Genomic DNA, 13,751 nt, shown 5'->3' on the forward strand with positions numbered 1-13,751 from the left:
TTAGTGAAAACAACTTCCTTCACTTTTTTGAAAAATATTTAGGACACTATTGGGTGAAATCAGAATTTCCTTGTCCCGAATCGAGGTAATCGCCCTATGTCTTGGCGATAGAAATGTAATTCTTTTATCATAAAAACAGGCGATAAAAAATCTTCAATTAGAGAGAAAAACAGGGACGAAAAGGCGTTTTCACCCCCCATGCGATGTCATTTTCGAGGTAAAAGGGCTGCTTTTACACGCTAAAAGCTATGCTTTTACATGCTCAAAGCAGCCCTTTTAGCATGTCAAAGTTATGCTTTGAGCGGATAAAAGGGCTGCTTTGAGGTGATTTTTCCAGTGTTTTGGGCCGTTTTTGACGTGCAAGAAGCGGGCCTTCTCTTGCAAATGATTGGTTATCAGTAGTTTGTCAGAATTTTAACAACTGCTCAAATGCTTGGCTTATTTGCGACCAAAAAAATCCTGACGCAAAATAAACGAGCGGTTTGTACGAAAATTTCATAAAGGGTGGACTTCTATTTCCACGTCCATGGCCTGCTCTATCACCTTTATCAACGTTTGCAGCGAATCGGCCGTGAAGTCACCGGTGAGCAATTGGTCGGGAGCGGTCGTGCGCAATCGCACGTCATAGTACGCTTCGAGGTCGTCAAGGACACGGCGAAGGGGCGTGCGGTCGAAGTGGAAACGATGGGTGGCCCAGACCGCATGGTTCGTATTGGGGGTTGCCAACAGGCGAGGACAAGCCTCGTTGTGCTTCAAAACGGCTTCCATTCCCTGCCGAAGCTCAACGCTCTGACGCGACTGGGCACCGGCAAAGCGCACGGCGCCCTCGGTAACAAGCACGCGCGTCTGCCCCACTCCGTCGACGATCTCAAACCGGGTGCCGAGGTCGGAGACGAGAAAATGCGTGCCAACGACGGTGAACGGGTGGCGGTCGTCGTGGCGTATTTCAAAATAGGCGCGGCCCGTCATGCTGACTTGGCGATCGTAGCTGCCCCGCCACGAGATGGAAGCACCGGGGGCAAGCACCACACGCGTGCTGTCGGCCAACGTATAGGTGCGGGCCACGGTGTCGGCCGACAAGGTGGTGAGTCGCGTTTTGAACCACCCATAGGCACCGAAGGCCACTAAGGCGACGATGGCGGCGGCAACCCAGACGGGCCACAGCCGACGACGAACGGGTAACGACTGGCTACGGGCAAAGCGTTCGTAGCCTTTGCGGGGGTCGAAACGACCGGGCCGGTAATGATGTAGTACGAATTTCATTGTTATTGATTGGGTTTAATCCATGGGGTTCGTTGACGATAATAGCCTCCTACATAGCCGATGCCGCCCTTGACGTTGCTGTAAGTGGGCGCGATAACAGCCAGTCCTACCTTGGCCAGCTCGTTGTTGTCGGCGTCGCTGATCGACTTGAGGAAGTGATAATACTCGGGAGTAAGCCGATAGAGTTCGACGGCCATGGAGTCGGAAAGACTGTAATATGGAGTGTTGAGCCGCAATGTGTAGGTCTGTCCGTTTATGAGGCGGTCGTCGAAGAGGTACATGTGCTGATAGGGCGTGTCGCTGAAGCCATAGTCATAGTCGATACTTGAGAGATTCTTTAGCACGGGTTCGCTGTCGCTATGGATGGAAACATATTTGTATTCGGCCACCTCCCGCGTGGTATAGAAGCCCCAGTCGGCCCCATACCACACTTTCTCCTTCCTCATAGAGAAGCGCATGGCGCGCACGGCATAGTAATCGTGGGTCTCGGCGGGGTCGGTGAAGGTGACGCGCAGCTGCAATTCGTCCTGCACGGCTTGGTCATACGTGTCGTAGATGCGGATTTTCTCGCAGCTAAAGTCGCCCACCACAACGGGTAACGGAATGTGGGTGGCAGCCGATACGCCGACAAATCCGGTGGCACTGACACCGAGTTTCACCTCGTCGCCGCCCTTCTGACGCACGATCACACGGTAGTTGCCCGCCCCCAGATTCTCTACCTGCTGCGATTGGCCATTAAGACGGTAGTCGATCGTGGCGTCGGTGACGGGCGGACTGCTCTTCTTGCTGCCCACGGGCAGGCTGCTTGTCACACGGATGAGCGTGGTGTCGCCGGCAGCCGGCATGCAATAGACCACTAACTTGCCGGCAGAACGCAGTTGGTCGATATCAAAACGGTCGTGACAACCTGTTAAAAGGAGGGCCGATAAGAAGGCCACAAGCCCGTATATTCTTTTCTTTTTCATCATTTTCTTATTCTTTGAACGCGCGACACTTATATAAAAAGGGCGGAAACGCGCTGCGTTTAAAACTTAATCGTATAGCTGAACGAGGGGATAATGGGGATATAGCCTTTGGCTTTGGCCCGGATGCGGCCCGTCGTTTCATCGTATTTCACATTGACAAACAGCGTGTTGAAGTGGCAGTAGGCATTGTAAATACTCCAGTTCCATACGCGCTCGCGGCCCCGCTTGGTCTTGTGATGGATGTCGAAGCCCAAATCGAGGCGATGATAGGCAGGCAGGACGATGTTGTTGGGCCGCTCGTAGACGAAGCCCTGCGAACGACCTTCGCCCAAGTCGGGCATATCGGCATACTGCGTGGGCGCTGTCATGCGGTTGCCCGTGCGATAAATCCAGCCCGCATAGAAGTGGGTGCCCTTTGAAAGACGGCAACGCATCGTGATATTGAACTTATGTCGGTTGTCGAACTTGTCGTAATACCATTCGGGAAAGAAGTCGTCGAAACGGCGGCGGTTCCACGACAGCGTGTAGGCGGCGTCTATCTTGAGTCGCTTGTCTTGGTAACGCGCGTCGGCTTCGACACCATAGAAGCGGCCCCGACCTTCGGAAACCTTCGTGTCCCAGGCATCGGCGGGCGGCTCCAAGCCCAGCCAGTTGGCGTATTGCAACAGACGGTTGGACTCCTTGTAATACCCTTCGAGCGACAACAGCCAGTGACGGGTGGGCTGATAGTAGGCACCCACGGCCAGCTGACCGCTGCGCATGGGATGGAGTCGTTCGGTGGTGGGCACCCAGTAGTCGGTGGGCAGGTCGATATAAGAATTGGAAATCTTGTGCACAAACTGCGTCATCATGGTGTAACTGGCCTTGAACGAGAGACGCTGACCGGCCTGATACTTCATGGCCACGCGCGGATCGACGCGGAAGAACTGCTTGAGGCGGGTGTCGAAGAGCGACAGATTGGCGCCGAAGTCTACGCTCCAGTGGTCGTTTAAGGTCCATTCGTCCTCCACATAGGCATTGAGTTCGAGCGTGCCATGGTGGTTCTTGCCCTGCAGTTTCAGCGTGTCGGCCTTCGTGTCGGAACCGAAATAGGTAAGCGATGAGAAGGTTTGGGGGCGAAACCAGTGGTAGGTGAGGTCGTGACCGAAGCGCAGATGATGGCTCGGCAGGGGTCGGTAGTCGAAGGCCATGCGATAACCCACGTCGTTGATGGTGGAGTGATAGCCGTGCTCGGAGTGCGAAACGGTAGATTCTTTGCCGTTTTTGTAGGTGTAATCGTAGAGCGTATTGAAGCGCGAGAGGTTGTAGGTGTAGACGCCGGTGAAGTTGGCAAAGAGCTTTGGTGAGAAAACGTAGTTCCAATCGAGGGCCATATTGAAGTTGCCCCAGTTGAAACGGTTTTCAATCACGTCGCGATCAATGGCTGTGTTGCTGCCCCACAGCGACTCGCCTTTTGTAAAAAGATGGTCGCGGCCCCAATAGGTGCTGAGCGACAGGCGTGAACGATCGCTGAACAGATGGACTATCTTCGCGTTGAGATCGTGAAAATTGTAGTTGATATTGATTTTATCTTCCTTGTTTGAGCGGTTGATTATGGCGAAAACGGGCGTCGTAATCAGGTCGAGCCACGAGCGACGCAGGCCCAAATTGAAACTGGTCTTGCCCCGTTGAATAGGGCCTTCGAGTTGAAGGCTACCGTCGAGCAGTCCGATGCGGTAGCTGCCGTGGTAGTGTTGCAGGTCGCCGTCGGCCGTGCGCACATCCATCACGCTCGACAGACGGCCGCCGTAACGGGCGGGGAAGCCGCTTTTATAGAAGTCGACGTTCTTAACGACGTCGGCATTGAACGAGGAGAAGAGGCCCATCGAATGATTGATTTGGTAGAGGGGTGTGCCGTCGAGCAGGAAAAGATTCTCGTCGTTGTTGCCACCGTGCACATACAGGCCGCTGGCAAGCTCTACTCCCTCGGCCACACCGCTGGTGCGCTGCACGGTTTTCACCACGTCGGGCGACGAGAGCAGCGAAAACTCGGTCTTAATGTCCTTCTGTGAGAAGGTGCGCTTGCCTGTCTGCGTGTTGAGCAACGGCGAGTTCATATCGCCCGTGACAACGACTTCGGCCAGATTGTTGCGCTCCTGCAGAGAGATGTCCATGCGGCGGTCGGCGGTAAGGTGGATGGCTTCCTCGTGTTCCTCAAAACCTAAATAGGAAAGTCGCAACCGATGGCGGCCTTCGGGCAGAGTGATGGAATAGAAACCGTATTCGTTGGTGGTGGTTCCCTGCCGTGTGGTCAGGTCATAGACGGTGGCATTGATGAGCGACTCACCGCCGGTGTCTTTCACATAGCCGCTTATGGTGAACCGCCGTTGGCGAACGGGCGCGTCAATGGGCTTATTGGACGGCTTCGTGGCTTTGCTCTGCTTCAGAATCACATAACGCCCATCGCGGCTCCAACTGATACCGGTGCCCTGAAAGAGCGTCGCCAGTGCTTTCTCGAGCGTCAGTCCCCGCAACGTTGGGCCTTGATAGGACTGATTAACAACGACTTCGGCATTGTAAACGAAATCAACATGGTGGGTGGTATGAATCCACTCCATTTGTTTCTGCAGGCTGCCCTCCGGCGTATTGGCCCGCAACGGGGCCGTGAAGAGCAAAAGACCGCACAAAAACAGGATCATCTTGGTTTGCATATATTGTATAATTGTTTTCTCATTGCGTATCACTACCCTTATGACGGAAGCATGCGACAAATCCCCCATAGCAGCGGTTGTTTGATATATCAATCATGTAAAAATAAAAAAGAGCAACGATTGTTTAGTATAGCTATCATGTGAAAACAAAAAAAGGTAGCGATTGTTTGGTATAGCTATCATGTGGAAACAAAAAAGGAGGGAAATCCGAGCGGACTTCCCTCCTTTTTACATATATTCAAACCCCTTATATGGAGTCAAAATGTTGTGATTAGTCGTTCAACTTAGCGCAAATGAACTCGCGGTTCAGGCGCGCGATGTTGGCGATAGACTCGTTCTTGGGGCATACAGCTTCACAAGCACGCGTGTTGGTGCAGTTACCGAAGCCCAGTTCGTCCATCTTGGCAATCATAGCCTTGGCACGTTTGGCAGCCTCAGGACGTCCCTGTGGCAACAAAGCCAGCTGACTTACCTTAGAACTAACGAAGAGCATGGCCGAACCATTCTTACAAGCAGCGACGCAAGCGCCACAACCGATGCACGTAGCGCAGTCCATAGCCTCGTCGGCATTATCCTTCGGGATGAGGATAGCGTTGGCATCCTGTGCCTGACCTGTACGAATAGTGGTGTAACCACCGGCCTGAATGATCTTATCAAAGGCCGTGCGGTCTACCATACAGTCCTTAATAACGGGGAAACCGGCCGAACGCCAAGGTTCTACGGTGATCACATCGCCGTCGTTAAAGCGACGCATATAGAGTTGACAGGTGGTAGCACCGCGCTCTGTTTTGCCGTGGGGCGTACCGTTAATGTAAAGTGAGCACATGCCGCAGATACCTTCACGGCAGTCGTGATCAAATACAAAAGGTTCCTGACCGGCCTCGATGAGTTCCTCATTAAGGATGTCGAGCATTTCGAGGAAGGACGTATCGTCAGGAATATTCTTCATTTCGTGTGTATCGAAATGGCCCTGATCCTTCGGACCGTTCTGCTTCCAGTATTTTATTGAGAATGAAATTGATCTTGCCATAGTGTTAATTCTTATAGTTACGTGTTTGTACCTTGATAGCCTCATACTCAAGAGGTTCCTTCACCAGTTCAGGAGCCTTGGCGTCATCGCCTTGATACTCCCAGCAACCTACGTAGAAGAAGCCTGCGTCATCGCGCTTAGCTTCGCCTTCTTCCGTCTGATGCTCCTCGCGGAAGTGACCTCCGCAGCTCTCCTCACGGTGCAGAGCATCGTAAGCAACAAGCTCACCCATGAGGATGAAGTCGCGCAAGTGGATAGCCTTGTCGAGCTCTACGTTCAATCCTTCCTTGCTTCCGGGAATGAAGAGGTTCGTATTGAACTCCTCACGCAGCTCTTTCAAAAGCTTCAAACCCTTTTCCAAACCTTCCTTGGTACGGCCCATACCCACGTGTTCCCACATGATATGGCCCAGTTCCTTGTGGAGAGAGTCTACAGAACGCTTGCCTTGAATACCCATCAAGCGGTCGATTTCCTTCTGCACACCGGCTTCTGCCTCGGCAAATTCGGGACGATCGGTTTCCACCTTCGGCCACAAAGCCTGGTCGGCCAAGTAGTTCTGAATGGTGTAAGGCAACACGAAGTAACCGTCGGCCAAACCCTGCATCAACGCGGAAGCACCAAGACGGTTGGCTCCATGGTCAGAGAAGTTGCACTCACCGATAGCGAAGAGACCGGGAACAGTGGTCTGCAACTCGTAGTCTACCCAAATTCCGCCCATCGTATAGTGAATAGCGGGGAAGATCATCATCGGATTATAGTATTTCACGCCATTGATTTCCTTGGCCAATTCGCCCGGATTAACGTCGGTAATCTCCTCATACATATCAAAGAGGTTGCCGTAACGCTGAAGTATCTGATCGATACCGAGGCGGTTGATTGACTCAGAGAAGTCGAGGAATACGGCCAAACCGGTGTTGTTTACGCCGAAGCCTTTGTCGCAACGCTCCTTGGCAGCACGCGACGCAACGTCACGAGGAACAAGGTTACCGAAGGCCGGATAACGGCGCTCCAAGTAATAATCGCGATCTTCCTCTGGAATATCAGAGCCCTTGATTTCACCACTCTGCAACTTCTTAGCGTCTTCCAGCTTCTTGGGAACCCAGATACGGCCGTCGTTACGGAGTGATTCCGACATCAGCGTCAGCTTACTCTGCTTGTCGCCATGCACAGGAATACAGGTCGGGTGAATCTGAACGTAGCAAGGATTAGCGAACATCGCGCCCTTGCGATATACCTGAATAGCAGCTGTACAGTTGCAACCCATAGCGTTGGTAGAGAGGAAATAGGCATTACCATAGCCACCCGTAGCGATTACAACGGCATTAGCCGTGAAGCGTTCGAGCTCACCTGTAACGAGGTTCTTGGCAATAATACCACGAGCGTGACCATCAACGATCACAACGTCTTCCATTTCGTAACGGGTGTAAAGCTTCACCTTACCGGTCTGTACCTGCGCGCTCAACGAAGAATAAGCACCGAGCAGCAACTGCTGACCGGTCTGTCCCTTGGCATAGAAAGTACGGCTCACCTGTGCGCCACCGAACGAACGGTTGGCCAACATGCCACCATATTCACGTGCGAAAGGCACGCCCTGAGCCACGCACTGGTCGATGATATCGTTACTCACCTCAGCCAGACGATAAACGTTGGCCTCACGAGCACGGTAGTCACCACCTTTCACGGTGTCATAGAAAAGACGATATACGGAGTCGCCGTCGTTCTGATAGTTCTTTGCGGCGTTAATACCACCCTGTGCGGCGATAGAGTGCGCACGGCGTGGAGAGTCTTGGATGCAGAAGTTGAAGACGTTGAAGCCCATCTCACCGAGTGTGGAGGCAGCCGATGCACCGGCCAGACCCGTACCGACAACAATGACGTCCAGTTTCAATTTATTCTTTGGGTTAACCAAGCGTTGGTGAGCCTTGTAGTTGGTCCACTTCTCAGCCACCGGTCCTTCAGGTATTCTGGAATTTAATGTCTTAGTCATAATTTTAAGATTTTTAATAACGGCCGACGGCTTATCACCGACGGCAACAGGAATGTTGTTAAAGGATTACATTGCGCAGCAGAGGCTGGGAGCGCAACCGAAAGCGAAAGCCAACACAACAACGAGGAAGGCCAGCATGAGAAGGGTTGAATAAACCATACCGATCATCTTCCAGCGGTCGAGCCATGTCTTACCGCTCCAACCGAAGGTCTGCATAGCACTCCAGAAACCATGTGTGAGGTGGAACCAGATGGCAACGAGCCAGATAACATAGAGCACCACATAAACAGGATTAGCGAATGTGTCCTGCATGAAGGCAAAACCATCCGACGGACTGTGCGCTACCGTCATGCCGGTGAGCTCCGCAAACATCATGTTATACCAGAAATTGAAGAGATGGAGCAGCATACCCAAGAGGATGATGATACCCAGCACAAGCATGTTCTGGCTGGCCCACTCTACTTCTTTAGGTGTCGCTGTTACAGCATAGCGCTCGCTACCACGGGCGCGACGGTTCTGAGCGGTCAGGATAAACGCGTAAACGATGTGACAAACTGCCAGCGCGCCCAGGCCTACAGTTGCAAGAACTGCATACCAATTAGCGCCAAGCAATTCACAAATCGTGTTGTAAGCCTCTCCGGAGAAAAGCGCTACTACGTTCATACAACCGTGGAACGTCAAGAATAGAATAAGCGCAAGACCTGTTACGGACATCACGACCTTTCTACCGACAGATGAATTGATTAACCACATAAATGATTGATTTTTAATTATTTATAAAATTTAAAAGTTCTAATCTGACAGGAATAAATAAAACAATCACGAGCAAGTACTACATTCAAACCATTTCACAATACCTTAAAGTAGGTATTTCGCCCGCGTAAGTCGTCTGCAAATTTAGTATAATAAACCGATAATTCAAAGCTATTTTATAAAAATTCAATTTAATTTCTTACTTTTGCGAAAAAATAGTAGTATCCCTAACATGACGTATTCCTACGATGTGCTTGTTATCGGTGGTGGCCACGCGGGTTGCGAGGCAGCGGCAGCGGCAGCCCGCATGGGTGTCAAGACGTGCCTGATAACAATGGACATGAACAAAATCGGACAAATGAGTTGTAACCCGGCCATAGGCGGCATTGCCAAAGGCCAGATTGTGCGCGAGATTGACGCCTTAGGCGGTGAGATGGGACACATTACAGACGCCACAGCCATACAGTTTCGCATGCTCAATCGGGGTAAAGGGCCCGCCGTTTGGAGCCCTCGCGCTCAATGCGACCGTGGAAAATTCATTTGGAAATGGCGCGAAACGCTCGATCGCATTGACAAACTCGACATCTGGCAAGACCAAGCCGACGAACTCATCGTCGAAAACGGCGAAGCAGTAGGCGTACGAACCATCTGGGGCGTGGAGTTCCGCGCCAAGAGTATCGTCATCACGGCAGGCACATTCCTCAACGGACTGATGCACGTAGGCCATCGAATGGTAGAAGGCGGACGCTGCGCCGAACCGGCCGTGCACCACTTTTCCGAAAGCATCACACGCCACGGAATCACCGCCGCACGCATGAAGACGGGTACACCCGTACGCATCGACCGACGAAGCGTGCACTTTGAAGATATGGAAGTTCAACCCGGCGAGATCGACTTCCACCAATTCAGTTACATGGGGCCACACCGCGTGTTGGAGCAACTGCCCTGTTGGACATGCTACACCAACGCCGAAGTACACGAAACACTACGCTCGGGACTGACCGACTCGCCGCTTTTTAACGGTCAGATACAGAGCACCGGCCCACGCTACTGCCCTTCCATCGAAACAAAACTGGTCACTTTTCCCGATAAAGACCAACATCCGCTCTTCCTCGAACCCGAGGGAGAGGACACCAACGAAATGTATTTAAACGGCTTTTCATCGAGTATGCCGATGGAAGTACAGCTCAATGCACTCCACAAGATACCGGCTTTGCGCGACGCCAAGGCCTATCGACCGGGCTACGCCATTGAATACGACTACTTCGACCCTACCCAATTGCGCCACTCTTTGGAATCAAAGATCGTGCCCGGAGTATTCTTTGCCGGACAGGTGAACGGCACTACGGGTTACGAAGAGGCCGGAGGACAGGGCTGGGTGGCCGGTGTCAACGCGGCCATCCGTTGCGGTGGCGGCGAACCTTTCGTAATGCACCGTGACGAAAGCTATATCGGCGTACTCATCGACGACCTTACCACGAAAGGTGTGGACGAACCTTACCGCATGTTTACTTCACGTGCGGAATATCGCATCTTACTCCGACAAGACGACGCAGACGCCCGTCTCACCGAGAAAGCATATCAATTAGGAGTCGCCGGACGCGATCGTTACGACTGGTGGCTACAGAAAAAGCAAGCTGTCGATGAACTCATTCATTTTTGCGAACAACTTCCGATTAAACCGGCAGAAATAAACAGCACGCTCGAAGCAATGGGTTCTACCCCACTTCGTGCCGGCTGCAAGCTCAGCGACATCATCGCGCGCCCACACATAGAGCTTAAACAGTTAGCCGAAAGTATTCCGGCACTGCGAGAAAAGCTCGATTCTCCCGTAAACAGAAAGGAAGAAATAGCCGAAGCTGCCGAGATAAAGATGAAGTATCAGGGCTATATTGAACGCGAAAGAATGATTGCCGACAAAATGCATCGCCTCGAAAACATCAAGATTAAGGGGCGTTTCAATTATAGCGAACTGCACGAAATCAGCACAGAAGGGCGACAAAAGCTCGAACGCATCCAGCCGGAGACTTTGGCAGAAGCCAGCCGCATCCCCGGTGTCAGTCCAAGCGACATCAACGTTATACTGGTATTGCTCGGAAGATAACGAAACGACAACACACCAAAGCGACACCATCTTACCCGCAGACATACCAACGCGGCAAACGTTGCACCAGCGACACAGCTATGTTTCACGTGAAACTTAAACGAGATAAAGCATTGATTTCCAAGCTATTAAACGTTAAAGGAAAACGCGAAGGTTACATATCATTCGCCCCCGTGACACATCTGTCACACCGGAATTCAAAGCCCGTATATCAAAAGCATAGAGTTGGCTTTGCAAAAGCATAGCTTTTACACGCTAAAAGCTATGCTTTGACCTCCTAAAAGGGCTGCTTTTACAAGGTAAAAGCTATGCTTTTGCAACGCCCCCGGGAAGCCCTTTGTTTACGGGCACTGCGCGATCAGTTCTTAAGAAATATATAATACATATTTAAAAAGTTATTATCAACATCATAATACAAACAAGATGAACAAACAAGTATTACTCGACAATCTGCGTTGCATACCAGATTGGCCGATTAAGGGTGTAAATTTCCGCGATGTCACCACCCTATTTAAGAATCCGGATGCTCTGAAAGAGATTATCGAAGAGATGTATGAACTCTACAAAGACAAAGGAATCACGAAGATTGTAGGTATCGAGAGTCGCGGCTTCGTCATGTCATCGGCCGTAGCAGCGCGCTTAGGCGCGGGCATTGTGCTATGCCGGAAACCCGGAAAGCTACCGTGCGAAACCGTACAGGAGAGTTACGCGAAGGAATATGGCATCGACACCATCGAAATACATAAAGACGCCATTTCTTCAGACGATGTAGTGCTGCTCCACGACGACCTGTTGGCTACCGGAGGCACCATGAAGGCGGCATGCGACCTCGTACATAAGTTCTCTCCCCAAAAGGTGTACGCCAACTTTATCATAGAACTCAACAGCGAATTTCCGCATAGCCGTGAATCATTTAATAAGGATGTAGAAATCACATCGCTATTGCAATTTTAAAACAACATGGTGTTGGACAACAGGTAGCTAAAGACGGCTATATCAGCCCTTTATACCTACAATCCAACACCTACCACCCGTGCCAACGTTCCACGTGAAACGTTTCTTAATCTCTGTATTTTGACCAAAGAAGAAAACGAAAAAAGACTGGCTTTTCTCAAGAAAATCGTGTTGAATATGCCTGAAAAGCCGGGCAGCTATCAGTTTTATGATAGCGAACACGTGATTATATATGTAGGAAAAGCCAAGAATCTAAAACGAAGAGTCGCGTCATACTTCCGCAAAGAGGTAGACCGATTCAAGACAAAAGTGCTGGTGTCGAAGATTCATGACATCAGTTACACCGTCGTGAATACGGAAGAAGATGCCCTACTCCTCGAAAACAGCCTGATTAAGAAGTATAATCCACGTTACAACGTGCTGCTGAAGGATGGCAAAACCTATCCCAGCATCTGCGTGACGAACGAGTATTTCCCCCGCATTTTCAAGACACGCACCATCAACAAACGCTTCGGAACGTACTTCGGGCCTTATCCCCACGTCGCCAGCATGTACGCGGTATTGGATCTTATCAAGAAGATCTACAAGCCGCGCACGTGCCGGCAGCCTATCACAAAGGAGGGGGTAGCGGCAGGTAAGTACAAACCGTGCCTCGAATATCACATCAAAAACTGTGGCGCGCCCTGCATCAACAAGCAGAGTTATGAGGATTATCAGGAGAATATGCGGCAAGCACGAGAGATTCTGAAAGGCAATACACGGCAGATAAGCAAGTGGCTCTACGACTTAATGATGAAAAACGCGGAGCTACTGCAATTTGAGAAGGCAGAGGAATTAAAGCGGAAGTACGTACTACTCGACGAATTTGTGTCGAAAAGTGAGGTGGTCAGCTACACGATTGATGATGTCGACGTCTTCACGATTGTGGATGATGACAGCTGTAAAAACGCTTATATCAACTATATACACGTTAAGAACGGTACTGTAAACCAGAGTTTCACCTTTGAATACAAGCGTAAACTGGACGAAACAGCCGAGGAACTGCTGATCACGGCGATTCCCGAAATTCGCGAACGCTTTCATAGCAAGGCCAAGGAGATTATCGTTCCGATGGAGATGTCGTGGAAACTGAAGGACGCGGAGTTTTTCATTCCGCAGCGAGGGGATAAAAAACACCTGCTCGACCTCAGTGAAATGAACGGAAAACAGTATAAATTCGACCGCCTGAAGCAAGCCGAAAAGCTGAATCCGGAGCAGAAACAGACGCGACTGATGAAGGAATTGCAGCAGAAATTGCGCTTACCGAAGCTGCCCTACCAGATAGAATGCTTCGACAACAGCAATATTTCGGGCAGCGATGCCGTGGCAGGATGCGTGGTTTTCAAGGGCATGAAACCCTCGAAAAAGGACTATCGGAAGTACAATATCCGCACGGTGACGGGGCCGGACGACTACGCTTCGATGCAGGAGGTGGTGCGTCGCCGTTACAGTCGCATGATAGAGGAACAAACACCCCTGCCCGATCTCATCATCACGGATGGTGGTATTGGGCAGATGAACGTAGTGCGCGAGGTGGTGGAAGGCGAATTGAACCTGCCGATTCCCATTGCGGGACTGGCCAAAGACGACCGCCACCGCACCAACGAACTCCTTTTTGGCTTCCCGCCGCAGGTAGTGGCGCTCGACATCAAGAGCGAACTCTTCCACGTGCTTACGCATATTCAGGACGAAGTGCACCGCTACGCCATCGCCTTTCATCGCAACAAGCGTTCTAAACATCAGATTCACAGTGAGTTAGACGATATCAAAGGCATTGGCCCCAAGGCCCGTGAGGCCCTCATGGCGGCCTTTAAGAGCATCAAGCGCATGAAAGAAGCCGACGAAACACGGCTGGCCGAAGTGGTCGGCGCGGCCAAAGCGCGCTTGCTGAAGGCGCATTGGACAAGCCCGGAAGTAACGGAATAATATCTATATCTATTTGATAATCAATTCATTAAATAAAAAT

The 13,751-nt window shown here is 51.2% G+C and carries 9 protein-coding genes; 3 read left to right on the plus strand and 6 right to left on the minus strand.

The annotated features are described in order from the left end of the window. Positions 1-495: 495 nt before the first annotated feature. The 6 genes from JHU38_RS06470 to JHU38_RS06495 all read right to left on the minus strand — a co-directional run bounded on the left by JHU38_RS06470 (position 496) and on the right by JHU38_RS06495 (position 8,688). Positions 496-1,263 (minus strand): FecR family protein, encoded by a 768-nt coding sequence (locus JHU38_RS06470; protein ID WP_107581446.1) that lies wholly within the window; start codon positions 1,261-1,263, stop codon positions 496-498. 2 nt (positions 1,264-1,265) lie between these two features. Continuing rightward, positions 1,266-2,231, minus strand: coding sequence for a DUF4249 domain-containing protein (locus JHU38_RS06475; RefSeq protein ID WP_107581445.1), 966 nt, complete (start codon positions 2,229-2,231; stop codon positions 1,266-1,268). Positions 2,232-2,287: 56 nt separating this feature from the next. Next, a complete protein-coding gene (locus JHU38_RS06480) occupies positions 2,288-4,918 on the minus strand; it encodes a TonB-dependent receptor (protein ID WP_232369863.1) in 2,631 nt (876 codons plus the stop codon). Positions 4,919-5,189: 271 nt separating this feature from the next. Beyond that, positions 5,190-5,948 (minus strand): succinate dehydrogenase/fumarate reductase iron-sulfur subunit, encoded by a 759-nt coding sequence (locus JHU38_RS06485; RefSeq protein WP_107581444.1) that lies wholly within the window; start codon positions 5,946-5,948, stop codon positions 5,190-5,192. Between the two features lie 4 nt (positions 5,949-5,952). Beyond that, positions 5,953-7,935, minus strand: coding sequence for a fumarate reductase/succinate dehydrogenase flavoprotein subunit (locus JHU38_RS06490; protein ID WP_107581443.1), 1,983 nt, complete (start codon positions 7,933-7,935; stop codon positions 5,953-5,955). Between the two features lie 66 nt (positions 7,936-8,001). Beyond that, on the minus strand, positions 8,002-8,688 hold the full coding sequence (locus tag JHU38_RS06495) for a succinate dehydrogenase/fumarate reductase cytochrome b subunit (protein ID WP_107581442.1): 687 nt from the start codon (positions 8,686-8,688) through the stop codon (positions 8,002-8,004). A gap of 232 nt (positions 8,689-8,920) precedes the next feature. Here JHU38_RS06495 and mnmG point away from each other — a divergent pair, with 232 nt between their 5' ends. From mnmG to uvrC, 3 genes are all read left to right on the plus strand, one after another. Next, positions 8,921-10,792: a tRNA uridine-5-carboxymethylaminomethyl(34) synthesis enzyme MnmG gene (gene mnmG / locus JHU38_RS06500; RefSeq protein ID WP_107581441.1), complete on the plus strand. Its 1,872-nt coding sequence runs from the start codon at positions 8,921-8,923 to the stop codon at positions 10,790-10,792. 423 nt (positions 10,793-11,215) lie between these two features. Next, positions 11,216-11,746, plus strand: a complete 531-nt coding sequence (locus tag JHU38_RS06505) for an adenine phosphoribosyltransferase (RefSeq protein WP_107581440.1) — start codon at positions 11,216-11,218, stop codon at positions 11,744-11,746. A gap of 120 nt (positions 11,747-11,866) precedes the next feature. Next, a complete protein-coding gene (gene uvrC / locus JHU38_RS06510; protein WP_107581439.1) occupies positions 11,867-13,711 on the plus strand; it encodes an excinuclease ABC subunit UvrC in 1,845 nt (614 codons plus the stop codon). Positions 13,712-13,751: the final 40 nt, after the last annotated feature.

Source organism: Prevotella illustrans (genome assembly GCF_017426725.1).
In the GTDB taxonomy this organism is placed as follows: Bacteria; Bacteroidota; Bacteroidia; order Bacteroidales; family Bacteroidaceae; genus Prevotella; species Prevotella illustrans.

What these genes read in the sequence shown, in the direction of transcription:
- JHU38_RS06505 (WP_107581440.1), top strand. Translation starts at nt 11,216, where the DNA reads ATGAACAAACAAGTATTACTCGACAATCTGCGTTGCATACCAGATTGG.
- JHU38_RS06470 (WP_107581446.1), bottom strand. Translation starts at nt 1,263, where the DNA reads ATGAAATTCGTACTACATCATTACCGGCCCGGTCGTTTCGACCCCCGC.
- mnmG (WP_107581441.1), top strand. Translation starts at nt 8,921, where the DNA reads ATGACGTATTCCTACGATGTGCTTGTTATCGGTGGTGGCCACGCGGGT.
- JHU38_RS06475 (WP_107581445.1), bottom strand. Translation starts at nt 2,231, where the DNA reads ATGATGAAAAAGAAAAGAATATACGGGCTTGTGGCCTTCTTATCGGCC.
- JHU38_RS06485 (WP_107581444.1), bottom strand. Translation starts at nt 5,948, where the DNA reads ATGGCAAGATCAATTTCATTCTCAATAAAATACTGGAAGCAGAACGGT.
- JHU38_RS06490 (WP_107581443.1), bottom strand. Translation starts at nt 7,935, where the DNA reads ATGACTAAGACATTAAATTCCAGAATACCTGAAGGACCGGTGGCTGAG.
- JHU38_RS06480 (WP_232369863.1), bottom strand. Translation starts at nt 4,918, where the DNA reads ATGCAAACCAAGATGATCCTGTTTTTGTGCGGTCTTTTGCTCTTCACG.
- JHU38_RS06495 (WP_107581442.1), bottom strand. Translation starts at nt 8,688, where the DNA reads ATGTGGTTAATCAATTCATCTGTCGGTAGAAAGGTCGTGATGTCCGTA.